The 25,822-nt window shown below is 65.3% G+C and carries 23 protein-coding genes and 1 pseudogene; 7 read left to right on the top strand and 17 right to left on the bottom strand.

Annotated features, from left to right (window positions below; all coding sequences use genetic code 11):
- Positions 1-109: 109 nt before the first annotated feature.
- Positions 110-904 (bottom strand): L,D-transpeptidase, encoded by a 795-nt coding sequence (locus HU230_RS22235; RefSeq protein ID WP_176529843.1) that lies wholly within the window; start codon positions 902-904, stop codon positions 110-112.
- A gap of 288 nt (positions 905-1,192) precedes the next feature.
- Between HU230_RS22235 and HU230_RS22230 the strand changes: the two genes are divergently transcribed.
- Positions 1,193-1,522 (top strand): hypothetical protein, encoded by a 330-nt coding sequence (locus tag HU230_RS22230; protein ID WP_176529844.1) that lies wholly within the window; start codon positions 1,193-1,195, stop codon positions 1,520-1,522.
- 57 nt (positions 1,523-1,579) lie between these two features.
- Here the strand turns inward: HU230_RS22230 and HU230_RS22225 are convergent, their stop codons facing one another.
- The 5 genes from HU230_RS22225 to HU230_RS22205 form a co-directional block, all read right to left on the bottom strand.
- Positions 1,580-2,341, bottom strand: a complete 762-nt coding sequence (locus HU230_RS22225; protein WP_092115897.1) for an ABC transporter permease — start codon at positions 2,339-2,341, stop codon at positions 1,580-1,582.
- On the bottom strand, positions 2,338-3,261 hold the full coding sequence (locus HU230_RS22220) for an ABC transporter ATP-binding protein (protein ID WP_176529845.1): 924 nt from the start codon (positions 3,259-3,261) through the stop codon (positions 2,338-2,340). The genes HU230_RS22225 and HU230_RS22220 overlap by 4 nt, the downstream gene beginning before the upstream one ends.
- A gap of 442 nt (positions 3,262-3,703) precedes the next feature.
- Positions 3,704-4,396, bottom strand: a complete 693-nt coding sequence (locus HU230_RS22215; protein WP_176529846.1) for an OmpA family protein — start codon at positions 4,394-4,396, stop codon at positions 3,704-3,706.
- Entirely contained in the window at positions 4,393-4,806 is a 414-nt protein-coding gene (locus HU230_RS22210; protein WP_176529847.1) for a hypothetical protein, read from the bottom strand. The genes HU230_RS22215 and HU230_RS22210 overlap by 4 nt, the downstream gene beginning before the upstream one ends.
- 90 nt (positions 4,807-4,896) lie before the next feature.
- Positions 4,897-7,482 carry an ATP-dependent helicase gene (locus HU230_RS22205; RefSeq protein ID WP_176529848.1) on the bottom strand — a complete coding sequence of 862 codons (2,586 nt, stop codon included), beginning with the start codon at positions 7,480-7,482 and terminating at the stop codon, positions 4,897-4,899.
- A gap of 282 nt (positions 7,483-7,764) precedes the next feature.
- Here HU230_RS22205 and HU230_RS22200 point away from each other — a divergent pair, with 282 nt between their 5' ends.
- Positions 7,765-7,938, top strand: coding sequence for a DUF1328 domain-containing protein (locus tag HU230_RS22200; RefSeq protein WP_176534919.1), 174 nt, complete (start codon positions 7,765-7,767; stop codon positions 7,936-7,938).
- An 11-nt stretch (positions 7,939-7,949) separates the two neighbouring features.
- Here the strand turns inward: HU230_RS22200 and HU230_RS22195 are convergent, their stop codons facing one another.
- Complete coding sequence (locus HU230_RS22195) at positions 7,950-8,465, bottom strand: thioesterase family protein (RefSeq protein ID WP_176529849.1); 516 nt, start codon at positions 8,463-8,465, stop codon at positions 7,950-7,952.
- A 133-nt stretch (positions 8,466-8,598) separates the two neighbouring features.
- Here HU230_RS22195 and HU230_RS22190 point away from each other — a divergent pair, with 133 nt between their 5' ends.
- Both HU230_RS22190 and HU230_RS22185 read left to right on the top strand, forming a co-directional pair.
- Complete coding sequence (locus HU230_RS22190; protein WP_176529850.1) at positions 8,599-10,023, top strand: FAD-binding oxidoreductase; 1,425 nt, start codon at positions 8,599-8,601, stop codon at positions 10,021-10,023.
- A gap of 30 nt (positions 10,024-10,053) precedes the next feature.
- Complete coding sequence (locus tag HU230_RS22185) at positions 10,054-10,446, top strand: hypothetical protein (RefSeq protein ID WP_176529851.1); 393 nt, start codon at positions 10,054-10,056, stop codon at positions 10,444-10,446.
- A gap of 272 nt (positions 10,447-10,718) precedes the next feature.
- Here the strand turns inward: HU230_RS22185 and HU230_RS22180 are convergent, their stop codons facing one another.
- The 9 genes from HU230_RS22180 to HU230_RS22140 all read right to left on the bottom strand — a co-directional run bounded on the left by HU230_RS22180 (position 10,719) and on the right by HU230_RS22140 (position 19,544).
- Positions 10,719-12,407: a SulP family inorganic anion transporter gene (locus HU230_RS22180; RefSeq protein ID WP_176529852.1), complete on the bottom strand. Its 1,689-nt coding sequence runs from the start codon at positions 12,405-12,407 to the stop codon at positions 10,719-10,721.
- Between the two features lie 97 nt (positions 12,408-12,504).
- Positions 12,505-13,494 (bottom strand): hypothetical protein, encoded by a 990-nt coding sequence (locus HU230_RS22175; RefSeq protein WP_176529853.1) that lies wholly within the window; start codon positions 13,492-13,494, stop codon positions 12,505-12,507.
- A gap of 19 nt (positions 13,495-13,513) precedes the next feature.
- Complete coding sequence (locus HU230_RS22170; protein WP_176529854.1) at positions 13,514-14,299, bottom strand: HvfC/BufC N-terminal domain-containing protein; 786 nt, start codon at positions 14,297-14,299, stop codon at positions 13,514-13,516.
- Positions 14,296-15,195 (bottom strand): MNIO family bufferin maturase, encoded by a 900-nt coding sequence (gene bufB, locus HU230_RS22165; protein WP_176529855.1) that lies wholly within the window; start codon positions 15,193-15,195, stop codon positions 14,296-14,298. The genes HU230_RS22170 and bufB overlap by 4 nt, the downstream gene beginning before the upstream one ends.
- Before the next feature lie 101 nt (positions 15,196-15,296).
- On the bottom strand, positions 15,297-15,554 hold the full coding sequence (gene bufA2, locus HU230_RS22160) for a BufA2 family periplasmic bufferin-type metallophore (protein ID WP_021077200.1): 258 nt from the start codon (positions 15,552-15,554) through the stop codon (positions 15,297-15,299).
- A 184-nt stretch (positions 15,555-15,738) separates the two neighbouring features.
- Positions 15,739-16,002 (bottom strand): BufA2 family periplasmic bufferin-type metallophore, encoded by a 264-nt coding sequence (bufA2, locus tag HU230_RS22155; RefSeq protein WP_176529856.1) that lies wholly within the window; start codon positions 16,000-16,002, stop codon positions 15,739-15,741.
- Positions 16,003-16,324: 322 nt separating this feature from the next.
- Complete coding sequence (locus tag HU230_RS22150) at positions 16,325-18,115, bottom strand: thioredoxin domain-containing protein (protein WP_176529857.1); 1,791 nt, start codon at positions 18,113-18,115, stop codon at positions 16,325-16,327.
- Positions 18,116-18,212: 97 nt separating this feature from the next.
- Positions 18,213-18,677: a DoxX family protein gene (locus tag HU230_RS22145; RefSeq protein WP_176529858.1), complete on the bottom strand. Its 465-nt coding sequence runs from the start codon at positions 18,675-18,677 to the stop codon at positions 18,213-18,215.
- A 135-nt stretch (positions 18,678-18,812) separates the two neighbouring features.
- The gene (locus tag HU230_RS22140; protein WP_176529859.1) at positions 18,813-19,544 is read right to left on the bottom strand and encodes a cytochrome c biogenesis CcdA family protein; all 732 of its coding nucleotides are present in this window, start codon (positions 19,542-19,544) and stop codon (positions 18,813-18,815) included.
- A gap of 190 nt (positions 19,545-19,734) precedes the next feature.
- On the opposite strand from HU230_RS22140, the gene HU230_RS22135 reads away from it, so the two are divergent.
- Positions 19,735-21,780, top strand: coding sequence for an adenylate/guanylate cyclase domain-containing protein (locus tag HU230_RS22135; protein ID WP_176529860.1), 2,046 nt, complete (start codon positions 19,735-19,737; stop codon positions 21,778-21,780).
- Between the two features lie 241 nt (positions 21,781-22,021).
- Here the strand turns inward: HU230_RS22135 and HU230_RS22130 are convergent, their stop codons facing one another.
- Positions 22,022-22,768, bottom strand: coding sequence for a FadR/GntR family transcriptional regulator (locus HU230_RS22130; RefSeq protein ID WP_224943445.1), 747 nt, complete (start codon positions 22,766-22,768; stop codon positions 22,022-22,024).
- Positions 22,769-22,947: 179 nt separating this feature from the next.
- Between HU230_RS22130 and HU230_RS22125 the strand changes: the two genes are divergently transcribed.
- Together HU230_RS22125 and HU230_RS22120 are read left to right on the top strand one after the other, a co-directional pair.
- On the top strand, positions 22,948-23,979 hold the full coding sequence (locus HU230_RS22125; protein WP_176529861.1) for a TRAP transporter substrate-binding protein: 1,032 nt from the start codon (positions 22,948-22,950) through the stop codon (positions 23,977-23,979).
- A gap of 9 nt (positions 23,980-23,988) precedes the next feature.
- Positions 23,989-25,811 (top strand): annotated as a pseudogene (locus HU230_RS22120) (TRAP transporter large permease).
- The last annotated feature ends 11 nt before the right edge of the window (positions 25,812-25,822 follow it).

The raw sequence follows: 25,822 nt of genomic DNA, 5'->3' as shown, positions 1-25,822 counted from the left end.
CGGCGCACGACGACGCGGGCCTTTTGCGACGGTCACAAGCGGGTGAGGGGAGCGTGAACTGACGGCGCGCTGCCTGCGGCGCCGTCAGCGGATCGGGAGATTGCGCGTCTCAGTCCTGATAGTTGTTGCCGTAGAAGCCGCGCTGCTGCTGCTGGTAGTACGGCCGCGGCTGATAGTAGCCTTGCGGCGCCGCCGCGTAGCCCTGGTTGCCGTAGTATTGCTGCTGGCCATAGGCCTGCGCGTCGTAGACGCGTCGGCTTGACGGCGGCGCCGGGTAGCGCTGCGCGGTCGAGCTGCCGTCGGCCGGATAGATGTAGCCGTCGTCGGCACGGGCCTGCGCCGGATATTCGCGCGGCTGCGGTGTCAGGACGACAGGGTCGCCGGCGGCGGCGGTACCGTACTGCTCGTCCTGCTGCGGCGCGCGGCGGGCGACCGCGGTGCCGTTGCGCCCGCGCGGATTGCGCGCCAGCGCGACCTGGGACGAGCCGGTCAGTGTCACGGTGGTGTTGAGCACGCCTTCCTTCTGGACCAAGGCGTAGAGTGTCGATGCGTTGTCGCGCGACAGCCGCACGCAGCCATGCGAGGCTGGTGTGCCCAAGCGATTGACCGAGTCGGTGCCGTGGATCGCGTGTCCGATCTTGGTGAAGAAGATCGAGTGGGGCATCGGCGCGTCGTCGAATTCCTTGGAGTAGTGATCCTCTTCCATGCGGAAGGCGCGGAAGGTGCCGTTCGGCGTTTCGCGCGAGGGGATGCCGCTCGAGACCGGCCAGTGATAGCGCGCGACGCCGTCGACCGCGACGGTCATCTGCTGGTTGTCCTTGTCAATGGTGATATCGACCTTGGCCTGCGCGGCGCCGGCCGTGAAAAGCATAACGGAAGTGAACGCAATGAGGAACGAACGCATTTTATCTTTGGCCTCCAGGCCTGATCGCAAAGCCGCGGCTGTCCGTCCCCGGCAACCAATATGCACGGAATCCGAATTTGGTTCCAGTGGCGGACCTGGTGCATCGTTAATTCCGCACGCGGCGCAAACAAGGCCGAAGCCGGGCTGGGCTGTCACCGCGGGCTGACATTTTCGCGAGCAGGCGGCGATCATGGCCCCAATTGGTCGCCGCCACGCAACCATTTGGCCGCATGGGCGTTTCACAATCCCGCCCAGCGGCGCGTTCGCGTCGCGCATCAAGGAATCCAGATGAACAACACCAAGGTTAAGACCGCGGCCGTCGTCCCAGCCGGCCTCTCCGCGCGGCTCCTGCTTGCGGCCGCAGCTCTCGCTTTGGCGCTGGTGACTGTCCCTCATGCCGGCCATGCCCAGGGCATCGTCCGCGGGGCGCATGAAGGCGCTTATGAAGGCAACCGGGCCGCCGGCCCGATAGGCGGCGTGGTTGGCGGGGCCGTCGGCGCCGGCGTCGGTGGCGCGATGGGCGCGGTCAAGGGCGTGTTCGGTATCCCGGATCGCGGCTATCGCCGTGGCCACCGTTGTCGCGGCTATTACCGCCACGGCCACTTCCACTGCTACTGAGGCGGTGGCTGTCATTCCGGAGGCGCGCGAGCGCCCCGGAACGGTTGCCTTCGCGAGTCAGTTCTTCAGCCGGTAGCCGGTCCGGAAGATCCAGGCCACGATCACCATGCAGGCGATCAGGAAGCCCGCGGTCATGCCGAGGCTGAGCCCGACGCTGACATCGGCGATCTCGTAGAAGCTCCAGCGGAAGCCGGAGATCAGATAGACCACGGGATTGAGCAGCGTGATGGTGCGCCAGCCCGACGGCAGCATGTTCACGGAATAGAAGCTGCCGCCGAGGAAGGTGAGCGGCGTCACCACCAGCATCGGAATCATCTGCAACTTCTCGAAGCCGTCGGCCCAGATGCCGATGATGAAGCCGAACAGGCTGAAGGTGACCGCGGTCAGCACCAGGAAGGTCAGCATCCATACCGGATGCTGGATATGCAGAGGTACGAAAAGTCCGGCGGTTGCCAGGATGATCAGGCCGAGGACGATCGACTTGGTGGCGGCGGCGCCGACATAGCCGATGACGATCTCGAAATAGGAAATCGGCGCCGACAGGATCTCGTAGATCGTGCCGACGAATTTCGGGAAGTAGATGCCGAACGAGGCGTTCGAGATGCTCTGCGTCAATACCGACAGCATCACGAGCCCCGGCACGATGAAGGTGCCGTAGCTGACGCCCTCGACCTCGGTGATGCGCGAGCCGATCGCGGCGCCGAACACCACGAAATACAGCGAGGTCGACACCACCGGCGAGACGATGCTCTGCAGCAGCGTGCGCCAGGTGCGCGCCATTTCGAACAGATAGATCGCCCGGATTGCGCGGTAGTTCATGGCGCCCTCACGAGGCTGACGAAGATGTCTTCGAGGGAGCTCTGCTTGGTATCGAGATCGGAGATCCGGACGCCGGCATTGCGCAGATCGTTGAGCAGGCTGGTGATGCCGGTGCGATCGCCCTTGGTGTCGTAGTCGTAGGTCACCGCGTGGCCGTCGTCAGAGAGTTCGAGATTGTAGCTGGCGAGTGCCTGCGGAACGGCGTCGAGCTTGCTCTGCAGCTGCAGCGTCAGCTGCTTCTTGCCGAGCTTCTGCATCAACGTCGCCTTGTCCTCGATCAGGATGATCTCGCCCTTGTTGATGACGCCGATGCGGTCGGCCATCTCCTCGGCTTCTTCGATGTAATGCGTGGTCAGGATGATGGTGACGCCGGCCGCCTGCAGCGTGCGGACCACTTCCCACATCCCCTTGCGCAATTCGACGTCGACGCCGGCGGTGGGCTCGTCGAGGAACAGGATCTGCGGCTCGTGCGACAGCGCCTTGGCGATCATCACGCGGCGCTTCATGCCGCCGGACAGCGTGATGATCTTGTTGTCCTTCTTGTCCCACAGCGACAGGTCCTTGAGCACCTTCTCGATATGGGCGGGGTTCTTCGGCTTGCCGAACAGGCCGCGGCTGAAGCTGACGGTTGCCCAGACCGACTCGAAGGCGTCGGTGTGCAGTTCCTGCGGAACCAGCCCGATCATCGACCGCGCCGCGCGATAATCGGCGATGATGTCGTGTCCGCCGATCGAAATGCGGCCCTCGCTCGGATTGGCAATGCCGCAGATGATGCTGATCAGCGTGGTCTTGCCGGCGCCGTTCGGTCCGAGCAGCGCGAAGATCTCGCCTTTGACGATATCGAGATTGATGCCCTTCAGCGCCTTGAAGCCGGAGCCATAGGTCTTTGACAGATTGGATACGGAAATGATCGGCGACATGGAGGATCGGCAGCGTGAGGGAAGGGCGCGCGCGGATTGAGGCCCGGGCGGGGCGTGATGCGGGTTCAGCCGAGATAGGAACGCACGGTCCGTTCTGCAATCGGTCGGCAAGGGAGAAATTTATTCTGCGGCGTGCACCGCTCCCGCTTGCGGCAAGGCCATCGCATACGGCGCTTGCGGCTTCTGCAACTGACGTGTCCACCGTGGCCGGGCTATCGAACGAGGCCGATAGCCTGCCGCCTTAGGGGTGCACTGCCAAAATATCGAAAACAACCCCATGCAAAGGAGCCGGCGGCTGCCGGCGGACATTTGCAATTTGACCAGTCGGGCAAATCAGCGGTATTTTTCTAGTATTCCGAAGTCGTGGAGGCGCCCCTCGCTCCGGGGCCATCGCATACGGGCGGGAGGCGACGCAGTTCCGACGCCCCGCTATTCAATCCAATCAGTGCCGCTTCGCCGGTTTCGCCGGCTTCTTGGCGGCCGCCGCCGGGGCGGGGTGCGCGGGCGGCGCGCTATCGGCGACCTTGCCGACCAGCATGATCTGCACCTGGTTGTTGACCGGCGCGTTGGGGCGGGCGGGGTCGAGCAATTGCTCTTCGCCGAGCCCGACCGATTGCAGGCGCTTCGCCGTGATCTTGAAGGTGTTGACCAGGATGTCGCGGATCGCGTCGGCGCGCCGCTGACTGAGCAGCACGTTGTTCTCGCGCCGTCCGGTCGATTCGATGTGACCGACGATCAGGAACGTGTACGGCAGCAGCGAAGCGTGCGTCAGCGCATCGGCGATGCGCCCGACGGACTGGTAGGAGTCTGGCAGCACGATCGGCGTGTCGACGTCGAACTGGATGTCGGCGTTGAATGTCGGCAGGTTGGTCAGGTCGGGGGCGATCGGCGGGCGCTTTTGCGGCGGCGGCTCGTTCTTCGATCGCGACCGCGATCGTTCGAGCACCTGCTGGCGCAACGCGGGGACGTCGATCGTTGCGTCCGTCTCGTAGTGATTGAGCTTGGCGATGACGTCGTCGCGCGTGATGGCGGTTTGCGCCTGAGCCGGGGCGAGCGGCATCGCAAGCAAAACCAGCGTGCCGAGCACGCCTAAAAGGCCGAGATCGCGCAAGCCTCGCGTCGTCAGGCGCATCATTGATACCCCGCGTCATTGATCGCCTGGGCGCAATTGCGGCTGAGGCCCTTGGCAGCGACGAGGCAGGGCACCGATTTGCTGGTCTCCTTGGTCGAGCCGCCGCAGACCTTGACGATCTCGCGGGTGCATACGTTGGCAACGGTCACGCGCGCCGCGATCCGCTTCTGGATCGCATCGAGGGTGGAGAAATAGCTCTCCTTGCACTGCGGCGAGATCACGTCGCGGTTGCGCGACAGGCACTCCTTGAGGCGGTTGGAGTCGAGATTGACGCCGCGGCAATTGGCGGTGATGTCGGCGCCGCAGGCCTTGGCGAGCTGCGCTGCGGAATCGCCAAAGCTGATCGTCTCCGCGACCGCCAGCGACGGCGCAGTGAGCGCGATGACAAAAAGGAAAAACCCACCCCGGACCATGGAGCCATCTCAACCCGTGAAATCAGCGATGGTCAAGGGCTACGAACAGAGAAGGCCACCGGAGGAAGGCCGCCAAGGAAGGCCGCTATCTCACGCCCGCTCCACAAAGCTGTCGACCACCTTCTTCTCGCCGGCCTTTTCGAAGGCGATGGTCAGCTTGTTGCCGTCGACTTTCACCACATGGCCGTAGCCGAATTTCTGGTGAAACACCCGGTCATCCAGTGAAAATTCCGACACCGTGCCCGTGGACTTGGCCACCAGCTCGCCCTCGATCACCATGTGGCCGCGCTTGGTGCGGCTGAAGCTGTCGGACGAAAAGTTGGACTGCCGCTCCTCGAAGCCGCCTCCTCCGCTGCGTCCCCCGCCGCCGCGATTGCGGTTGGCCTGGGCGCGCTGCCAGCCCGGGGTCGAATAGCTCGAGCCGAATGATTCGAGGTTGTCGAAGCGCGAGGCGCCATAGCCGCCGCTGCCGCCCCAGCCCGATCCGCCCTTGGATTCGGTGATCTCGACATTGTGCGCCGGCAGCTCGTCGAGGAAGCGCGACGGGATCGTGGTCGACCAGGTGCCATGGATGCGGCGGTTGGTCGCGAAATAGATTTTGGCGCGGCGGCGGGCGCGGGTCAGCCCGACATGGGCGAGGCGGCGCTCCTCCTCGAGCCCGGCGCGGCCCTGTTCGTCGAGCGTGCGCTGGCTCGGGAACAGGCCTTCCTCCCAGCCCGGCAGGAACACGTTGTCGAATTCGAGGCCCTTGGCCGAATGCAGCGTCATCAGCGACACGGCTTCGTCGCCGGCCTCGCCGTCGCGGTCCATCACCAGCGAGATATGTTCGAGAAACCCTTGCAGGTTCTCGAATTCCTCCATCGAACGCACCAGCTCCTTGAGGTTGTCGAGCCGGCCCGCGGCGTCCGCCGAGCGGTCCTTCTGCCACATCTCGGTATAGCCGCTCTCGTCGAGCACGATCTCGGCGAGCTCGGTATGCGAGGTGACCTCGCGCTGGGCGCGCCAGCGGTCGAACTGCATGACGAGATCGCGCAACGACCCGCGTGCCTTCGGCTTCAGCTCGTCGGTCTCGACCACGGCGCGCGCCGCCTCGAACAGCGGAATGCGGCGCTTGCGGGCATGGTCGTGCAGCAGTTGCACGGTGGCATCGCCGAGCCCCCGCTTCGGCACGTTGACGATGCGCTCGAAGGCGAGATCGTCGGCCGGCGAGTTAATGGTGCGCAAGTACGCCAGCGCATCGCGGATTTCGGCGCGCTCATAGAATCTGGGGCCGCCGATCACGCGGTAGGGCAGGCCGAGCGTGACGAAGCGATCCTCGAACTCCCGCATCTGGAACGAGGCGCGGACCAGGATGGCGACGTCGTTGAGGTTTTCGCCCGCGCGCTGCAGCTCCTCGAGCTCCTCGCCGATCGCGCGCGCTTCCTCCTCCGAATCCCACGAACCGGTGACGGTGACCTTCTCGCCGTCGACATCCTCGGTGCGCAGCGTCTTGCCGAGTCGGCCTTCATTGTGCGCGATCAGATGCGAGGCCGCGGCCAGGATGTGGCCGGTGGAGCGGTAGTTGCGCTCGAGGCGGATCACCTTGGCGCCGGGGAAATCGTGGTCGAATCGCAGGATGTTGTCGACCTCGGCGCCGCGCCAGCCATAGATCGACTGGTCGTCGTCGCCAACGCAGCAGATGTTTTTCAGTGGCGCCGCATTCTCCGTCACTCCGGGATGCGCTGAAAGCGCAGACCCGGAATCTCGAGATGCGTCCTCATGACCTCTGGATTCCGGGTTCGACTCTTCGAGGCGTCCCGGAATGGCGGGAGAGGTGATGTCTCCCGGAATGACATCAGCGAGCGATCGCCCCGGCCGCGACGGCGCCTGCGACAGCAGCCGCAGCCACAGATACTGCGCGACGTTGGTGTCCTGATATTCGTCCACCAGGATGAACTTGAAGCGGTTCTGGTACTGCCGGAGCACGTCCGGATTCTCGCGGAACAGCCTGATGTTCTCGAGCAGGAGGTCGCCGAAATCGGCCGCGTTGAGGATCTTCAGCCGCTCCTGATAGGTCGCGTAGATCTTGCCGCCCTTGCCGTTGCCGAACGAGGCGGCCTCGCCCGCCGGCACCTGCGACGGCGACAGCCCGCGGTTCTTCCAGCTGTCGATCAGGCCGGCGAGCATCCGCGCCGGCCAGCGCTTGTCGTCGATGTTCTCGGCCTGCAGCAACTGCTTCAGCAGCCGCACCTGGTCGTCGACGTCGAGCACCGTGAAGTTGGATTTGAGCTGCACCAGTTCGGCATGGATGCGCAGGATGCGGCCGCCGATCGAGTGGAAGGTGCCGAGCCACGGCATGCCCTCGACCGCCTGGCCCAGCATCTGGCCGAGCCGCAGCTTCATCTCGCGCGCCGCCTTGTTGGTGAAGGTCACCGACAGGATCTCTTGCGGTCGCGCGCGGCCCTGGCTCAGGATATGCGCGATGCGCGTGGTCAGAACGCGGGTCTTGCCGGTGCCGGCGCCGGCAAGCACCAGCACGGGGCCATCGAGCGTCTCGACCGCCTCGCGCTGCTCCGGATTGAGGCCGTTGAGATATTGCGGAGCGCCCGCCGCAGCCCGCGCACGCGCGGCGATGCCGCCAGCCACCGGCTGGTGCTCGGGAACGCCGTGATGGGGCAATTTGCTCGGCTCGGTCATTGGCGAATCGTCTCAGTCCCACGATGGCACCGTGGGACGGTGAAGGGGAGCCTTCTTAACAGGGATTGAAGGCCATATAGGGCCTGATCGGCCGTTTTGACAGGTTTTATCGCCGCCGACCGGAACGGTTTTGGCAGCAGCGCGCGACCGGCCTGGTTCCTGAAGTCGGCGAAAATTTCCCTGTTTCGCGGTCAGGAACCAGCGTTTCCCCGCAGGATTGTTTCAACAAATGCGGCGCCGGGCACAGGGTCCGCGCAAGGAAACGAAGCAAGAGGTGTGATCATGTTGAGCTGGGTCGTCACATTCCTGGTCATCGCCCTGATCGCGGGCATTTTGGGCTTCGGCGGCATCGCCGGCGCCTCGATCGAAATCGCCAAGGCGATCTTCTTCATCGCCATCATTCTGTTCATCGTGTCGGCGGTGGTCGGACTGGCGCGCGGCCGCACAAGGGTCTAGTGAAGGGCTCGCTATTTCTTCGAGGGCATCGCCACGTTGCGGCCGATGCCCTCGGGACGCGGCACGCCCGCATAGCTATCCACGATCTTCTGAATGCGGGTGCGGATGTCAGGTGGAAACGGTGCTACCTTGCGCGCTTCCATGTCGATGTGCAGCGTGAGGTTTTCCGACGTCGCGGAAAGCCAGCCTTCGGTGGCGTGGCGCAGCTCCTCGAACGTGTGCAGCCGCTTCTCGTCGGCGCCGAGCAGGTAGACTGAAACCTGCACGGGATCGCCGAGATGAATTTCTCGCAAGTACCGGACATGGCACTCTGCCGTGAAGGTCGAGCAGTGCCGCGCTTTCATGTAGGCCGGCCCGATGCCGAGCTGCAGCCACATCTCGTCGATGGCGCGGTCGAACATCACATTGTAATAGGCCATGTTGAGATGGCCGTTATAATCGATCCATTGCGGCTCGATCTGCATCACGGAAGATTTGAACGGGGCGGGCGGAATCGGCGTCTCGCTGGCGGCAGTCACTGAAGTCATTCTCCGTCCCCGGTTCGTTGGCGTGCGAGCATGAGCTTTTCTGTGACGCCGGCGTCCACTTTTTCAAGTCAGGCTCTCTTGACCCCTTATACAAGCTTTGCCACGGTCGGCTAAAGCCGGGAGGAAATTTGACGTGGCGACAACGATTTCGAGCAATCTGACGCGACCTGAGCCGCAGGCCCTGAAGCGCGCGATCGACGCGCTGGCGGCGCGGTTCGGCAACCGGCTCGTGACGTCGCAGGCCGTGCGCGAGCAGCACGCCCATACCACCACCTGGCTGCCGACCCAGCCGCCCGATGCTGTGGTGATGGCGCAGGAAACCGCCGACATCCAGGACGTGGTGCGGATCTGCGCCGCCAATCGCGTGCCGGTCATCGCGTTCGGCACCGGAACCTCGCTGGAGGGGCAGGTCAACGCGCCGGCGGGCGGCGTCTGCATCGACCTGCGCGACATGAACAAGGTGCTCGCGGTGCATGCCGAGGACCTCGACTGCGTGATCCAGCCCGGTGTGACCAGGAAGGCGCTGAACGAGCATCTGCGCGACCAGGGCCTGTTCTTCCCGATCGATCCCGGCGCCGATGCCTCGCTCGGCGGCATGACCTCGACCCGCGCGTCCGGCACCAACGCGGTCCGCTACGGCACCATGCGCGAGAACGTGCTGGCGCTGAAGGTGGTGCGCGGCGACGGCGAGATCATCACGACCGGCACGCGGGCCAAGAAGTCGTCGGCCGGTTACGACCTGACGCACCTGTTCATCGGCGCCGAGGGTACGCTCGGCATCATCTCCGAGCTGACCATCCGCCTCCGCGGCATCCCCGACACGATCGCGGCGGCCGCCTGTTCGTTCGAGACGGTGCGCGGCGCCTGCCAAGCCACCATCCTCGCGATCCAGACCGGCATTCCGGTCGCCCGGATCGAGCTGTTGAACGCCGAGCAGGTGAAGGCCTGCAATAACTATTCGAAACTGTCATTGCCGGAGACGCCGCTGCTGCTGCTCGAATTCCACGGCAGCGAGGTCGAGGTCGCCGAGCAGTCGAAGAATTTCCGCGACATCGCCGCAGAGTGCGGCGGCGGCGATTTCAGCTGGACCACCAAGCCGGAGGACCGCACCAGGCTGTGGCAGGCCCGGCATGACGCCTACTGGTCCGTCAAGGCGCTGCGCCCCGGCGACAGCATCGGCGTGGTCGCAACCGACGTCTGCGTGCCGATCTCGCGGCTTGCCGACTGCGTCACCGAGACCGAGGACGATCTGAAGCGGCTCAACCTGCTGTCGCCGATCGTCGGCCATGTCGGCGACGGCAATTTCCACTGCTCGCTGGTCTGCGACGTCAACAACAAGGACGAGATGGCGCGCGGCGAGGAGTTCATGCACCGCCTCGTCGAACGGGCGCAGGCCATGGGCGGCACCTGCACCGGCGAGCACGGCATCGGCCAGGGGAAGCAGAAATATCTGAAGGCCGAGCTCGGCCCGGAGGCGCTCGACGCGATGCGGGCGCTGAAGCACGCGCTCGATCCGCAAAACATTTTCAATCCCGGAAAGATCGTTCCTGCCATTTAAAATCGGATCTTCCGGCCACTGGACATTGCGATGTGGTGGTTCAGCAAGGCTCAGCGGAAGGATATCTGGGACGATCCCGTCGAGCAGCCGCTCGGCGACATCGAGGCTGCGCAGAGGATTCGTGCGATCTGCCGCGAGGCGGCCGGCTGCGCCGAGGCGGTCGGCTCACCCAGCAATCGTTCCCCGAAGAAGCAGCAGATCGAGCGCGAGCGCTATGAGCGTGCAGCCAAGGCCGCAATGGAGACAGCGATGAAGATCTCCGACCAACTGGTGCGTGATTCAGCGGTGCGCGAGATCGTCGGTCTCTGCATGAAGGCCAACAACATCAAGACGGGCCGGGCGCTGTTCCGCGCCATCCACGCCAGCTCGATCAAGGCGGAAGTGCTGAAGGAGCATCCGACGCTCGCGGCGGGGCCGGAATGATGTCTCCCGCTCTGCACGGGTCTCGTCGCTCATACTGAGTGGTCTTGAATATGGAGCTCCGTCATTGCGAGGAGCGATAGCGACGAAGCAATCCATGTTTCCGCATTGCCGCACGATGGATCGCTTCGCTTCGCTTGCAATGACGGAGGATGGTGCGTAGCCCGCATGAGCGAAGCGATATGCGGGAACGGTTTCCCCGGGTATCGCTTCCGCCTTCGCTCCTTGAGCTGCGGCGGACAAGCCGCTCACCCGGGCTACGGATTGCCCGCAATCTACGCCTGCGCGCCCAGCGTACGGACCGCTTCATCGACGCTGTGGAAGACGTGGTCCCTTTGCAGCACGCCGTAGAGATCGAAGCGCTCGAACGCCTCCTGCGCGCGGGTGGATTCGAGCCGCGCCACCGCCACCGTCATGCCGTCATCGCGGCATTCGCGAAACAGGTCGCGCAGCGCCTGTGCCGCCGTGAAGTCGATCTCGACCATGCCGCTGGCCTCGATCACCAGCAGTCGCGGCTTGGGTGTCGCCCTGCCGATGGCCTTGAGCACGCCGCTTTGGAATCCTTCTGCGTTGAGGAACGACAACGGCGCCTGCAGGCCGACCACGGCAATGCCGGGCTCGCGCTCGCCGGTGACGTGCGGCCCCGTCGGCCACCAGATCGTGGTGCCGGGCACATGGACGAATTCCACCAGCTGGCCGCGCGTCGTGGTCCAGATGCCGTGCAGCAGCGACAGCGCGATGCCGACGGCGACGCCTTGCTCGATCGGCAGCACGATGATCGCGGCCGTCGTCGCCACCACCAGTAGGAATTCGTAGAACGACTGGCGGAAGATCGCGACGATCTGCTTCACGCGAATGATGCGCAGCGCCACGAACAGCAGGACCCCGCCGAGCGCCGCATCGGGCACGTGCTGCAGCAGCGTCGCACCGAACGCCAGCAGCGCGAGCACGATGGCGGCGGCGAACAGCCCGGCGAGCTGCGTACGGCCGCCGGTCTCCGACACGATACCGGTGCGCGGCGGGCTGGCGTTGACGGGGAAGGCGCCGAACAGGCCGGCGAGCAGGCTGCCGGCACCGGCGCCGACGAAGTCGCGATCGACGTCGGCCGGCTTGTCCGGATCCGATAGAAACGAGCGCGTCGTCGCCGCGGTCTGCACCATGACGACGATGGCGATCAGGATCGCCAGTGATGCCAGCTTCGCCCATCGCTCCGGCGCGATGTCCGGAAACGTCGGCGTTGGCAGCGACCCGGGCACGGTGCCGACCACCTTGACGCCCTTGCTTTCGAGATGGCCGGCGATCACCGCGATGGTGGCCACGACAAGGCCGATCAGCGCGCCCGGAATTCGCGCGCTGATCTTCTCCGATCCGGCGACCAGCGCCAGCACGCCGAGACCGATCGCCAGCGTGTAGGCATTGGTCTGGCCGATCTTTTCGCCGAGGACCCCGAGCTTGTAGAGCGTCGGCCCGTCCGGCGTGGTCAGGCCGAGCACGCCGGGCAGCTGCGAGACCAGGATGTGGACGGAAATGCCGGCGAGGAAGCCGACCGTCACCGGCGTCGACAGCAGATTGGCGATCCAGCCGAGCCTGAACAGGCCGCCGGCGATCATGATCGCGCCGACCATCAGCGCCAGTGCCATCGCCAGCGACTGATAGTCGGGTGTCCCAGCGGTCGCCATCAGCGCCAGGCCGGCCGCGAAGATCGGCGTGATCGTGGAATCGGCGCCGCAGGACAGGAAGCGGTTGGCGCCGAACATCGCAAAGCCGAGCGAGCCGGCCATGAAGGCAAAGAAGCCGATCTGCGGCGAGAAGCCGCCGAGCCGCGCGGTCGCCATCTGCTCCGGGATCGCGATCGCGGCGAGCGTCAGCCCGGCGATCAGATCGCCCGGCAAGTCGCCGGGCCGGAACGCCCTCAGCGAACGGAAGATGGGCCAGTTGGCGCGTATCTGATGAACGTCGGCCATCGGTCTCCCGTGAGGATTGCGGCGATTCGCCGATAGTCCGACATCGCGCCGGCAAAATCCAGCGGAGTTGGCCTATGTGCAACCGCGGAGCGGGTCGCTAGCCAGCGCGCGCTTCGGTGATTGCCTTGCGGATATCGGCCAGCGGCGCGCTGTCGTCGAATTCGACGCTCTCGCCCTGCAGCCTGACGCCGAGATCGCGCCACAGCGCGGCGAGATCGGGCGTCACGGGCTTCGATCCCCATTCGCCGTGCAGCCGCGTCAGGACGTCGACGCCGACGGCCTTGTCGGCGGTCGAGAGCACGCGCGCGATTGGCCAGTCCTTTTCGTGGTTGCCGCCGGCGGCGAGCACGCCGCGCATGGCATCCTGCAAGCCGAATTTGTTGCCGGTGCGCTTGCGGATCTCGACATCGGCGAACAGGCAGAACATCGCGCCGCCCCAGTATTTCCGGCCCCAGGTGTCGGTATTGTCGAGGCCCTCATCGCCGGCCTGCGGCAGGCCCTTGGGCATGTCGCGCAGCATCGCCAGCCAGATCTCCCGCGCCGTGAGATCGCCGGCCTGCACCCGCGCGATCGGCTCGACATAAACCGCGAGCCCCTCCGACAGCCAGGCGTAGCGGTCGTCGAGATCGGGCAGGGCGGTGTGCACCATCTCGTGCACGATCACCCAGTCGCGCTTGAGATCGTCGACGCCCGCGTCGCGGCCGATCGGCAGCCGGATCGCGGCGCCGCGATAGCCCCAGGTGGTGCCGCCGCGCACGCGCGAACCGTCGACCGGCACGATCAAGAGCCGCAACGAGCTGACGGGAAACCGGCCGTAATAGATCGAGACCGCGCGGGCGGACACCTTGATCCAGTCGAATATCTTGTCCTTCGGCAGCGCCATCTCGCCGGGTGCGAACCCGACATGGATGGTGGCGCCGGCGACGTCGAGATCGGTCTTGGGCAGCCGATCGAAGGCGTCGTAGGGCATGCCCTCGCCGCGCATGAACTCGGACTGCGCCCTGACGTGGCACGATGCTATGCCGATGAGGATTGCCGCGACCAGCATCGCGCCAGCGATCACGCGATATGTCGGGATGCTCTTCATCGCGGCGTGCTGCCCGCCCCTATTCGCGAACGGATGCTGCCATCAGAAGTCCGGCCGTGATCCAGCCATGCAGATAGCCGGCGCCGCGCGCCGCGGCATTGTCGGGATCGTCGTAGGTCGCGAGCATCTCGCAGAGCACGCCGAACGGAACGCCATCGGAGGCTTCGTCCCACATCATTGCTTCCTCCGTCGGCAGCTCGCGGAACATCGGCGTTGTGTCCTGACGCCAGATCAGGAGACGGGCGGGTTCGGCGAGCGTCTCCGCCTCGGGCGGCGTCTCGTCGTTCTTCAGTGCCATCCAGACCGCTGCGGCATTGGTCGATAGGTCGACCCTCGCAGCGCTCGGATGCGGCTGGAACACGAGATCGTTCCAGACCTCGGGCGCGAAACCGGACATCGCCTCCAGCGCCAGCAAGGCGCCTTCCCTCGCGTCGAAGGCGTCGTTCAATGCCTTCTCCAGTGCGGCGAGGTCGGCGAGCACGGGATGGTTGCTGTAGGGGGCGGTGGCCTTCAGGAAATCCGGCAATCCCTGCGAGAACCAGCGCAGGTTCGGATGCTCGGACGGCCGTGCCTCGACGTAGGCATGGCCCATCTCGTCGAACATCTCGTCGCCGAGAAAGCGATGCAGCAGTTCGTGGTCGTTACGCATCGCCTCGACCAGCCGCGAGCCGTAGGCATGGCGATAGACGCCGAACAGCGTCGCGCGCGTCTCCTTGGGGCTGTCGAGGATTTCGGTCAGGATGCCGTCGTCGCCGCTGAGGATGGCGTGCTGAAACTCGCTCTGCTGGCGCGCGAAGTCGCTCATGCCGCCGGCGCGCCCACGGGCAGCACCTGCTCGGCGATCTCGCGGGTGCGGTCGACCTCGCGCAGCAATTCGTCGAGCGGCGGGATGTTGTCGTCGCGCTCGATCATGGTCGAGACGCGTCCGAACCGCTTCAAGGCCGCAACATAGAGGTCCCAGACATCCTCGCACACCGGATGGTCGTGCGTGTCGATGATGTGCGTGCCCATATGGCTGTGGCCCGCCATGTGGAATTGCACCACGCGATCGGCGGGAATGCCGTTGAGGAAGGCCATCGGATCGTAGCCGTGGTTGAAGGCGCTGACATAGACATTGTTGATGTCGAACAGCAGCCAGCAGCCGGAGCGGCGCGACAGCTCGGAGAGGAATTCCCACTCCGTCATCTCGGAATTGTTGAACTGTACATAGGTCGAGACATTCTCGAGCACGATAGCGCGGCCGAGGAAATCCTGCACCAGCTGCACGCGGCTCACGACGTGATCGAGCGCCTCCTGCGTATAGGGGATCGGCAGCAGATCGTGCAGGTTCTTGCCGTGTACGCCGGTCCAGCACAGATGGTCGGACACCCATTTCGGCTGCACGCGTTGTGCGAGGTCCTTCAGGCTCTGCAGATAGTCGAAATTCGGCGGCGCAGTGGAGGCGATCGACAGCGAGACGCCGTGCATCACCACGGGATAGCGCGCGCAGATCTGGTCGAGGATCCGCAGCGGCTGGCCGCCCGGCAGCATGTAGTTCTCGCTGATCACCTCGAACCAGTCGATCGCCGGATTTCCGTTCAGGATCTCGTCGTAGTGCTGGGCGCGCAGGCCGAGGCCGAAGCCGAGGAACGGCGGCTTGGCTGATTGCAGCGGGCGCTCTGCGAGCACCGACTTGTCCGGTGATCGGCTCGCAACGTTCATGGCGGCTCCGCGCTTCTGGCGCCAGGATCGTGGCGCCCAACTTCAAAACTATCATGGAAACGAGGCCCGGCCTACACCGGGCCCCGCTTGGTCCGATCCGTTCACCCGGCCTTGAACTTGCCCTTGGCTGCGGTGCAGTCGGCCTTCGTCATCTCGGCAAAGCCCTGGCCCTTGCAGGCATTCTGACCTTTGCAGGCGTGATTGCCGCCCTTGCAGGCGCTCTGGCCCTTGCATGCATTGGCGCCAACGCATTTGCCTTCGCTCGCAGCGTAGGACTGTGTCGACACCACGGCTCCGGCCAGGAAAAGCGTGGCGGCTGCGGCGGCGAGCGTGGCACCGGACTTGGTTGTAAGCTTCATGAGCGTCTCCTTTTGCAAGATGGTTGAAGGTGCGCCGCCCGCAACCCGTGTGAGTTGGCCGAAGGCTGCTCCCAGGGATAGCTACGGATATGCACCGCTTTGGTTACCCATGCTGGGATCATTTATCCGCGCCGTGGCGCGAAAGGCCCGGCGCCATCGCCGCGCCCTCTTGGGACGATTGCGATCAGCTCTTGACGAACTTGCCGCCCATCGCGTTGCACTGCTTTTCGGAGCTCAGCGAGAAGCCGGTGCCCTTGCAGGCGTTCAGGCCCTTGCAGGAATTGGCGCCGCCTTTGCAGGCGCTCTGGCCCTTGCAGGCATTGCCGGCCATGCACTTGCCCATGGCGGCATTCGCGGGCGTCGAGGTGGTCGAAACCACGGAGCCGGCGAGGAACAGGGTGGCCGCAGCGACGGCGAGCGTTGCGCCGGACTTCGAACTCAACTTCATGACGATCTCCTCGGTGATTGTTTGAAAGCAAAAAAACATGGCGCCGTGAGCATCCGACGATCGTTCGATCCCGGACCGCACAACGGATGGACATTCGGAGAACAATCAGATCGCAGGGGCGTCCGCGGCGCGGTGCTTCCCGCGATTTGAGTGCTCGTCCAAGATCAGCTACGGGGTATCAGGCGATTTGGTTACAGCGCTTCAAAAGAAAATTTTGTTTGGTCCGGGTCTGACGCCCGGTCCATGTCGAACACCGTGGGCCAAAGAGTATTTCATTGCGCCGAGCCGACCGGTTTGCTGCGTTGCACAGTCTGCATTTTAATCAGTTCTGCGCGGCGCGCGCCGGCTTCAGCTTCGCCATCTGCGCCACGTTGGCCTGCAATTCCGCGGCGCTGAACGCCGGGAACGAACAGATGCGGTTGCTGCAGGCAAAGGCCGCGGGCTCGCCGAGGTCGGGATAGTCGACGTCCGGGTTGGGCAATCTGCCCTCGCGCAGGTCGAGCCATTCGAGCCGCTTGTAGCGTGCGGGCAGGGCGCGGGCGATCGCATGCAGGCGTTGCGCGCGCGTGTCGTCCTTGTGTCCGACGATGGTGACATGCGTCGGCTCGGTGGCGAGCTCCTCATCGGCGAGCAGCACGCCCGGCATCGGCCGCGGCACCTCGCTCGAAGCCGCCCCGAGATAGCGCATCGCGTGCGCCGCGAGTTCGCGGGTGCCGTCGGTGCCGGTATAGCGATTGAGCATATTCATGAAGCGCGCGACCTGGATCTGGTCGTCGATCAGCTTGGCGGGCCTGGCGAATACGCCGGCTTGTCCTTCCGGCGTTTTCGAGGTGAGGAAGCCGCCGGCGTCGTCGCGGAACGTCGCGGCGAAGTCGCCGGCCCTCACCGCGGCTGTCAGCCAGTCGCGATTGCCGGTCGCGGCATGGAGATCGAGCAGAGCCTGTCCCATCGCAACGGTGTCGCCGAGGAAGGGGCCGCCGCGATCCCTGTCGCCATGGCGGAAGCCGCCGTCCGGCAGCGCGCGATTGGCGAGCACCCATTTCGCCGCGCGCTCGGCGATCTCGAGCGCCTTGGGATCGGCGCTCGCGTCGTAATAGGCCACGAGGCCTGAGATCGCCCAGCCGTTCTCGCGCGCATAGAGGTTCTTGTCCATGCGAGGCAGGCCCAGCTTGCGGCGCGCGGCATCATCAAGCGCATAATAGGCGTGGCCGTCGACGTCGTGATCGAGATCGGCGTCCTGGCTGACATAGAAGGCGCCGTCCGGGCCCAGCAGGAAATCCGTGAGGTAACGCTCGACGTTGCGCGCGGCCGCGAGATATTTCGCCTCCTTCCACTGCGCATAGGCCTGGCTGTATTGCCGCAGATATTGCGACTGGAAAGCGATGATCTTCTCGAAATGCGGATGGCTCCAGGAGCCGGCCTCGGAATACTGGAACACGCCGCCCCACACCGGATCGATCAGCGCGATCGCGGCATCGAGCGTCTGCCTTGCGCGCCGTGTGGCTGACGCGTCGCCGCCTTCGGCCCGGCTGATCGCGAGGTCGAGACTGTCGGCATCGATATATTTCTGGTTCTCGCCCCAGCCGCCGAGCTTGTCGTCGTAGGATTCGTCGAATGTCCTGGTCAGCTCGGTGCGTTGCGCCTTGCTGAGAAACGCCGATGTGGCGGGCTTGATCTCGAACGCCTCGCCGACCGACGGGCCCGGCGAGGGATCGTCGATGATGGCCTTGAGCAGCGCCTGCATCCGCTCGGGCTCGATGTAGCCCCTGATCTTGGCGATCTCGTTGCCGTCAGGCGCGAACACGATGGTCGCAGGCCAGCCCCAGTCGCCGTAGCGGCTCGAGAGATCCGGATTGGCGTCCTGGTCGACGCGCACCGGGAGGTATTTCGCCGCAAGCAGCTCCTGCACCTTGGGGTCGGCGTAGGTCGTCTTCTCCATCACGTGGCACCAGTGGCACCACACGGCCTCAAGATCGAGGATGACGAACCGCTGCTCGGTCGCGGCGCGCGCGAACAGATCGTGGCTCCAGCCGGTCCATGCCAGAGCGTCCGCCGCGCGTGATGGCGACGCGCTCAAGGCCACGAGAATTGCGATGGTACCGACAAGTCTCATGGCGCGCTCCCGAAGGCGAGGGTCGTTTGAGCTACGGGGCCGCCGGGATCGGGGCTCGCAGGCTCACCGGATTGTGAGCCAGCCTCCCGGGTTACACTCAGGTCGGCGCCTTCCGGCCCTCGGCCGCGTTGACCAGCAGGCGGTCCAGCGAGGCGGCGCCGGGACCTGCGATCGCAAGCCACATGAAGGCGGCGAAATAGGTCGCCTCCTCAAACCCGAGCAGCGTCTCCAGCGAGTCGACGTCGCCCCATTTCGCCGACTTGATCGCGACGATCATCACCACCGCGAGCATCGCGGCGGGGATGCGGGTGAACAGGCCGAGGATCAGCATCGCGCCGCCGAAGCATTCGACGCCGGATACGAAGGGGGTGAGGATGGTCGGGAACGGAATGCCCCAGCCGACGAAGTTCTCAGTGACCTGGGCGAGGTTGGTGAGCTTGCCCCAGCCGGCCAGCATGAAGGTGTAGCCGACGATGATCCGCATGATCAGCGGCCCGGCCCAGGAAAAATGCGAGGCGATCCGCGCCGGCAGCAGAATCAGCAGGTTGACGATGAAGTTCATGCGAAACCCTCCCAATATTCCGCCACGCAGCCTGCGCCGGCGTTGACTGCGAACGCACGTCAACCGGCACGAGCCAAAAGCTACGGCCGCGTCATGGTGGGAGTTTCGCCTGACATGGCGGGCTTGTTACGGGCCCTATCCGATATTTTGCAGCGCCGGGAAGGTTTCCAGCAGCCAGACGCTGACGCCGGACACCGCGCCGGTCAGGAAGCCGATGCCGGTGATCACCATCAACACGCCCATCACGCGCTCGACGGTGTCGAGGTGGCGCTTCATTCGCGCGAACAGTGAGGAGAACTGCTCGACCAGAAAGGCGGCGACCAGGAAGGGGATGCCGAGCCCGGCGGAATACGCCGCGAGCAGGCCGGCGCCCTTGGTCACCGTGGCCTCCGCGGCCGCAATCGAAAGGATCGCGGCCAGGATCGGCCCGATGCAGGGTGTCCAGCCGAAGGCGAACGCCAGGCCCATGACATAGGCACCCCACAGCCCGACCGGCTTGGGCGCGGTCAGCCGCCCCTCGCGCATCAACAGGCCGATCCGGGTGATGCCGAGGAAGTGCAGGCCCATGATGATGATGACGATGCCGGCCAGGATCGAGAGCTCGGCCGACCAGGCGCGGACCAGCCCGCCGACGATCGACGCGCTGGCGCCGAGCGCCACGAACACGGTCGAGAAGCCGAGCACGAACATGACCGCCGAGATCATCACCGCGCGCTTGGATGCTGCGGTGGCGCCGTCCTGGTTGACCTGCTCGATGGTCGCACCGGTCAGGTAGATCAGATAGGGCGGCACCAGCGGCAGCACGCAGGGCGACAGGAAGCTGACTAGACCGGCGATCAAGGCGGCCGGGATCGTGACGTCGTGCATCAAGGAACCTTCGAGGGTAGCTGTCCTCTCTTGGCGTGTACGCAGCCAACAATCCAGAAGTTTCGTCGTCGGCGCCTTCAACTATGGTCACAGGCCCGTGTCCGGGTGCTGCGTTGCGTCCCGGGCTGGCGAAACAATCGCGGATATGTTCCGTATTGCGGTAAAGCAACCGCTGATCGGGACCTCATCGATGCGCATCGGCATCCGCAGTGCCATCTCCGCCCTCGTCCTGACCTCGATCGTGGTCAGCGCCGTCGGCGTGCATCTGTTGTGGTGGCGCACCGCACAACGGGTGAGCCAGACGCTGGCCGACACCATCAACGACCAGATCGTCTCCGCGGTCGGCGACGAATTGCAGTCGATCACGACCGAAGCGCGCTCGTCGATGACGGCGGTGCGGACGCTGTTGACCGAGAAGGTGCTGGACGCCCGCGACGCGCGCAAGCGGCAGTTCGTGTTCCTGTCGCAGTTGCAGTCGCAACCGACCATCTCGTGGGTTGCGTTCGGCTGGCCGGACGGTTCGTTTTTTGGCGCCCACAAGCTCGGCGACGCCGGCGTCGAGATGCTGACCATCTCGCCCGACCGCAAGCTGCGGGCCGATCAATACGACTATGCCGGCATCGACATCAAGCCGAAGGGCAGCACTGTCGAGGACGGCAAATATCTGGTCACGGAGCAGCCCTGGTTTCGTGATGCGATCGCGGCCCGCGACCAGCAATGGTCGACGCTGACGACGCTGCCCCGCGGCGAACGGCTGGCCGCGATGCTGGCGGTGCCGATCGACATCGACGGCGAGCGCACCGGCGTGCTCGCCATCATCATCGAATTGACCCGGGTGTCGAACTTCCTTTCGCAGCTCACGGTCGGCAAGTCCGCGGGCGCCTTCCTGCTCGACCGCGACGGCGGCGTGATCGCGTCTCCCGATGCTGACGCCGACGAGCTGAATGCGCAGAAGACCGACCACCCGCTGCTGCCGGTTGCCGTCGCCGCGGTCAGGCAGGCCGGCAAGGCCTACGATCCCGGCGAGGGCGAGGCGTACCGCTCCCAGGTGACGCGCGACGGGCAGGCCTATCAGGCGGTGCTGACGCCGATCTCGTTCCCGGGCTGGTCGCTGGTGACGGTGGTGCCGGAATCCGAATTCCTCGGCCCGGTGCGGATGACAATCCGCAATTTGCTGATCGGGCTCGCGGCGCTGATCGCTGCCGCCGGACTGTTGTCGGCTTGGCTGGCGCAGCGCCTGATCGCGGCGCCCCTGATCAAGGTGGTCGGCGAGATCAGGCATGTCGAGCGCTTCGACCTCGATAAGGTCGAGCGGCATCCGTCGCGCCTTGCCGAGATCGAAAACCTGTCGGGTGCGATCGGCGACATGGCGCAGGGGCTCGCCGCGTTCCGCAAATACATTCCTGCCGATCTGGTGCGGCGGCTGGTCAGCGACGGCAATGGTGCGCGGCTCGGCGGCGCGGTGCGGCCGATGAGCGTGATGTTCGTCGACCTTGCCGGTTTCACCGGCATGTCGGAACGGCTCGGCGATCGCATCATCCCCTTGCTGTCGCACTATTTCGACATCGTCTCCGCGGCGATCCAGCAGGAGAGCGGCACCATCGACAAGTTCATCGGCGATGCCGTGATGGCGTTCTGGGGCGCGCCGGCGGCCAATCCGGATCATGCCGCGGATTGCTGCCGGGCGGCGCTCGCCTGCCAGCGCGCGGTCGCGCAGGCCGGCCTTGTCGACGACAAGGGGGAGGCGGTCAGGATCCGCATCGGCATCAATTCCGGCGACATGCTGGTCGGCAATATCGGCTCGGAAGTGCGGCTCAACTACACCGTGATCGGCGACGCCGTGAACATCGCAAGCCGCCTCGAGGGCACCAACAAGGTCTATGGATCGACCATTATCATCGGTCCGGAGACGCGGCGTCTTGCCGGTGACCGCATCGTCGTCCGCGAGCTCGACCGGCTCGCCGTCTACGGCCGCGCCGGCGGGCTGGAAATCTACGAGTTGATCGCAATGGCCGACGAGGGCGCGATCGCGCGCGACTGGATCGCCTCCTATGAGGCCGGGCTTGCGGCCTGGCGCGCCGGTGATTTCACCGCAGCGATCGCAGCGTTCGAGAGGTCCTTGCAACTCCGCGGTACGGACATGGCCTCGACGCAGATGATCGCGCGATGCAGGCATCAGCTCGCCAATCCCACCGATGAGGATTGGGACGGCACCACGGTGGCGCGGTCGAAATAGCGGGAACTGCGCAGCGGCATCTGCAAGCCGCAGTGAGGTGCGGCAACACCGCGAGCTTGGCTGTCTGACAGCTTGAATCGAGAGCCATCCTCATCGTCGTCCCGGCGAAGGCCGGGGCCCATCACCCCAAATGCAAATTATTGCGCGATGCTCGAACGACCAGTCCCACCGACAACATCCGCCGCGGCGTATGGGTCCCGGCCTTCGCCGGGACGACGGTGGGGAGAGAGTTGCTCGCTCGTTATCGCTTGCGCGCGCCTTTGCCCGGTGCCGTCTCGAACTCCCGTCCGCGAATTCGCACCAGATCGTCGGCGGAATGTGTCAGCAGCACCACCGTGGCCTCGCGCGCAGCCTCGGCATCTCCCGCGGCGATCGCGTCCAGCACCGCGCGGTGCTCGATCAGCGCGCGCGGGCGGTGCGAGCCGGGGGCTGCGATCGTAAAGCTCTGGCGCAAGGTGATCTCGAACATCTGCGCGATCGGCCAGAAGAACTCGTTGCGGGTCGCGAAATAGATTGCCTGATGGAACATGATGTCGGCGGCGACGAAGTCCTCATTGGTCCTCGCCGCGTCCATGCCGTCGCATCCGGCGCGGATCCGGGCGATGTCGTCTTCCCCGGCATGGGTCGCCGCCAGCGCAGCGGCTGCGGGCTCGACCGCGGAGCGCAGCTGGAACAGCTTGGCCAGATAGCGATCGATCTCCGCGGTCTCGAGGTGCCAGCGCAGCACGTCGGGATCGAGCTGATTCCACTGCTCGGGCGGCCGCACCCGCGTGCCGCTCTTCGGCCGCGACTCGATCAACCCCTTGCCGGTCAGCGTCCGCATTGCCTCGCGCACCACGGTGCGGCTGACATCCATCATCTCGCAGATCTGCATTTCCGGCGGCAGCGTCTCGCCGACGCCGATCTCACCGCGCACGATGCTGCTGCCGACGCGGTCGGCGACCTGGCTGTGCACGCTCCGGCGCAACGCGTTGGAGGTCTGGAACATCGGAAGCCTCGCTGCGGTTGGTTGGCTGCACCGCCGCCGCGGTGCTCTTGCACAACCGAATGTGTTTTGTCATACATTATGACAAAAGCGCTGCCAAGCTCGCGCCGGGCGTGCGGGCCACGAGAACGCCAAGACAAAGCGAAGACAAAAGCGATCCGTTCCTGGGGAGGAGCACCATCATGATCTCGAAGCATGTGAACCGCCGCATCGTGTTGCGGTCGTCGGCTGCTGCTGCGGCGTGGCTCGCCGCCGCGCCCGCCATCATCGGCCGCGCGCAGGCCGCGACCATGAAGATGCGATGCTCGTCGTCGCTTCCGAACGACCCCAAATACGCCAACGGCCGCGTCTACTACGACAACCTCGTCAAGAGCCTGAAGGCGAACGGGCTCGGCGAGCAGATTGAGGTCACCTTCTTCCCCGACAACCAGCTCGGCCAGGAGATCGACGTCATCAACTCGGTGAAGCTCGGGGTGATCGACCTGATGGTCTCGGGCTCGTCGATCTCGGCGAACCTCGTGCCGTTGGTCGGCACGTTCGATCTCGGCTACCTCTTCACCAGCTACCAGCAGCAGACCAAGGCGTTCGATGCCGGCGCGGCCAAGCCGATCGAGGACGCGCTGCTCAAGGGCGGCGGCATCCACATCATCGCCTGGGCCTACAATTTCGGCGCCCGCAGCGTGCTGGCGAAGAAACCGGTGAAGACGCCGGAAGATCTCGCCGGCCTGAAGATCCGCACGCTGCCTAACCCGATCATCACCGAATGCCTGCGCCTGATGGGGGCCGCCGCGACGCCGCTGGCGTTCGGCGAGATCTATACGGCGCTGCAGGCCGGCGTGCTCGATGGTCTCGAGCACGATCCGCCGACCATCTTGGCCAGCAAGTTCTACGAGACGGCGAAGCACTACGCGCTGACCCAGCACATCTTCTCGCCGCTCGCGGTCTATTTCAGCGACACGACGTTCAACCGCATGGCCCCCAAGCTGCACGAAGGCTTTCTCGACGCGGCAAAGCAGGCCGCGATCGAGACCCGCGCGCATGGGCTCGCGGTGGAGAAGGAGGCGCTGGCGACCCTGGTCGAGAAGGGTGTCACGGTCGTCGAATGCGACAAGGAGGCATTCCGCAAGCGCGTGCTGCCGCAGACCGACAATTTCATCAAGGCGCGGCCCGAGGCGAAGGCCGTCGTCGAGCTGATCCGCGCCACCCAGGCCTGAGGTCGGCGCATGTCAGTCGCCGCAGTCGCGACGAGAAGCAGCACTGATCGGATCACGGCGCCGCTGCTCGCCGTCAGTGACGCGATCGCCGCGATCCTGCTCGCCGCCGATCTCGTGGTGGTGTGCGTTTCGGTGCTGGCCCGCTTCCTGTTCAATGCACCCGTCGAATGGTCCGACGACGTCGCCCGCGGGCTGATGGTCGGGTCGAGCTTCTTCGGCGCGGCGAGTGCGCTCGCGCGCAGCGAGAATCTTGGCGTCGCCTTCTTCGTCGACATGCTGCCGCCGGGCGTGCGACGGGTCGTCGAAGCGGTCGGTGCGCTGCTGGTCACCATCATCGCATTCTATGTCGCGTTCAACGCCGTCAAGATGGGCTGGCTGACCACCGGCCAGACCTCGGGCTCCGGCCTGCCGCTGGAATGGACGTTCTATCCGATGGGCGTCGGTGCGGGGTTCATGACGGTCTTCGCGTTCGAGACGTTCTGCGGCAGGCCGCTGCGCGACATGGTGGCCGGCATCGTCGCGACCGCGTTCATTGCTGGTCTCTACCTGGCCTGGGATGCGCTTGCACCGTCGTCGGTGCCGTCGTCGCAGGCGTTGATGCTGGTCGGCTTCTTCCTCACGCTGTTCGGCGGGTTGCCGATCGGCTTTGCGCTGGCACTGGCGGCGTTGATCTTCATCTGGGTGGAAGGCACGCTGCCCGGCGTGATCTTCGCCCAGCAGATGGCGCGCGGCATCGACAATTTCGTGCTGCTGGCGATCCCGTTCTTCATCCTGGTCGGCTATTTGATGGAAGCCAACGGCATGTCGGTCCGGCTGATCGAGCTGTTGCAGCGCGCGGTCGGACGGATGCGCGGCGGCCTCAACGTCGTGATGGTGATGTCGATGGTGCTGTTCTCCGGCATCTCGGGCTCCAAGATGGCCGACGTTGCCGCGGTCGGCTCGGTGCTGATCCCAGCGGCGCGCCGCTCGCGGCCTCCGCCGTGATGGCGGAGACCATTCCGCCCTGCATCAACCTGATCATCCTTGGCTTCGTCGCCAATCTGTCGATCGGCGGACTGTTCGTCGCCGGCATGCTGCCCGCCGCGCTGATGGCGCTGGCGTTGATCGCTGTATCGATCATCTTCGGCAAACGTCCCGCCGCGAACGAGGAGGCCGAGCCGCGCGCCGCGGTATCTGGGCTGTGGACCGGCGCGATCGCCTCGTTCGGGCTGATCTTCATGATCTTCTTCGGCTTCAAGAGCGGCTTTGCCACGGCAACCGAGATCTCGGCCTTTGCCGCGGTCTACGCCATCGCTGTCGGCAGCCTCTTGTTCCGCGAACTCGGCGCGAAAAGCCTCGCGCATTGCTTCGTGCAATCGGCGACACGCTCCGGGCTGGTGCTGTTCATCGTCGCGGCCGCGCAGTCGCTGGCCTTCATCCTGACGCTGCAGCAGGTGCCGCACGCGGTCGGCGAGCTCATGCTGGCGATCTCGGGCAGCCACGGCGTCTGGCTGTTCATGCTGCTGTCGATCCTGGTGCTGGTGGTGATGGGCTCGGTGCTGGAAGGCGCCGCGGCGCTGATCATCTTCGGGCCGCTGCTGCTGCCGGTCGCCGTCAAGCTCGGCATCGATCCCCTGCATTTCGGCGTCGTGCTTGTCATCGCGATGGGGCTCGGACTCTTTGCTCCACCACTTGGTCTTGGGCTCTACGGCGCCTGCCTGATCGGCAATGTGCCGATCGAGCAGACCATCAAGCCGATCTCGGGCTATCTCGGCCTGCTGCTCTTGTGCCTGCTGGTGATCGCCTTCGTGCCCGCCATCAGCACGGCCTTGCCGCATGCGCTTGGCTATTAGGGGAATAGAAG

It is taken from the genome of Bradyrhizobium quebecense, assembly GCF_013373795.3.
GTDB classification, from domain to species: domain Bacteria; phylum Pseudomonadota; class Alphaproteobacteria; order Rhizobiales; family Xanthobacteraceae; genus Bradyrhizobium; species Bradyrhizobium quebecense.
Note: the sequence above shows the minus strand (reverse complement) of the source record. Positions and strands in the feature narration are given on the sequence as shown.

Excerpts from the sequence above, each read along its gene's own strand:
- HU230_RS22235 (WP_176529843.1), bottom strand. The coding sequence starts at position 904 with ATGCGTTCGTTCCTCATTGCGTTCACTTCCGTTATGCTTTTCACGGCC.
- HU230_RS22230 (WP_176529844.1), top strand. The coding sequence starts at position 1,193 with ATGAACAACACCAAGGTTAAGACCGCGGCCGTCGTCCCAGCCGGCCTC.
- HU230_RS22225 (WP_092115897.1), bottom strand. The coding sequence starts at position 2,341 with ATGAACTACCGCGCAATCCGGGCGATCTATCTGTTCGAAATGGCGCGC.
- HU230_RS22220 (WP_176529845.1), bottom strand. The coding sequence starts at position 3,261 with ATGTCGCCGATCATTTCCGTATCCAATCTGTCAAAGACCTATGGCTCC.
- HU230_RS22215 (WP_176529846.1), bottom strand. The coding sequence starts at position 4,396 with ATGATGCGCCTGACGACGCGAGGCTTGCGCGATCTCGGCCTTTTAGGC.
- HU230_RS22210 (WP_176529847.1), bottom strand. The coding sequence starts at position 4,806 with ATGGTCCGGGGTGGGTTTTTCCTTTTTGTCATCGCGCTCACTGCGCCG.
- HU230_RS22205 (WP_176529848.1), bottom strand. The coding sequence starts at position 7,482 with ATGACCGAGCCGAGCAAATTGCCCCATCACGGCGTTCCCGAGCACCAG.
- HU230_RS22200 (WP_176534919.1), top strand. The coding sequence starts at position 7,765 with ATGTTGAGCTGGGTCGTCACATTCCTGGTCATCGCCCTGATCGCGGGC.
- HU230_RS22195 (WP_176529849.1), bottom strand. The coding sequence starts at position 8,465 with ATGACTTCAGTGACTGCCGCCAGCGAGACGCCGATTCCGCCCGCCCCG.
- HU230_RS22185 (WP_176529851.1), top strand. The coding sequence starts at position 10,054 with ATGTGGTGGTTCAGCAAGGCTCAGCGGAAGGATATCTGGGACGATCCC.
- HU230_RS22180 (WP_176529852.1), bottom strand. The coding sequence starts at position 12,407 with ATGGCCGACGTTCATCAGATACGCGCCAACTGGCCCATCTTCCGTTCG.
- HU230_RS22175 (WP_176529853.1), bottom strand. The coding sequence starts at position 13,494 with ATGAAGAGCATCCCGACATATCGCGTGATCGCTGGCGCGATGCTGGTC.
- HU230_RS22170 (WP_176529854.1), bottom strand. The coding sequence starts at position 14,299 with ATGAGCGACTTCGCGCGCCAGCAGAGCGAGTTTCAGCACGCCATCCTC.
- bufB (WP_176529855.1), bottom strand. The coding sequence starts at position 15,195 with ATGAACGTTGCGAGCCGATCACCGGACAAGTCGGTGCTCGCAGAGCGC.
- bufA2 (WP_021077200.1), bottom strand. The coding sequence starts at position 15,554 with ATGAAGCTTACAACCAAGTCCGGTGCCACGCTCGCCGCCGCAGCCGCC.
- bufA2 (WP_176529856.1), bottom strand. The coding sequence starts at position 16,002 with ATGAAGTTGAGTTCGAAGTCCGGCGCAACGCTCGCCGTCGCTGCGGCC.
- HU230_RS22150 (WP_176529857.1), bottom strand. The coding sequence starts at position 18,115 with ATGAGACTTGTCGGTACCATCGCAATTCTCGTGGCCTTGAGCGCGTCG.
- HU230_RS22145 (WP_176529858.1), bottom strand. The coding sequence starts at position 18,677 with ATGAACTTCATCGTCAACCTGCTGATTCTGCTGCCGGCGCGGATCGCC.
- HU230_RS22140 (WP_176529859.1), bottom strand. The coding sequence starts at position 19,544 with ATGCACGACGTCACGATCCCGGCCGCCTTGATCGCCGGTCTAGTCAGC.
- HU230_RS22135 (WP_176529860.1), top strand. The coding sequence starts at position 19,735 with ATGCGCATCGGCATCCGCAGTGCCATCTCCGCCCTCGTCCTGACCTCG.
- HU230_RS22130 (WP_224943445.1), bottom strand. The coding sequence starts at position 22,768 with ATGTTCCAGACCTCCAACGCGTTGCGCCGGAGCGTGCACAGCCAGGTC.
- HU230_RS22125 (WP_176529861.1), top strand. The coding sequence starts at position 22,948 with ATGATCTCGAAGCATGTGAACCGCCGCATCGTGTTGCGGTCGTCGGCT.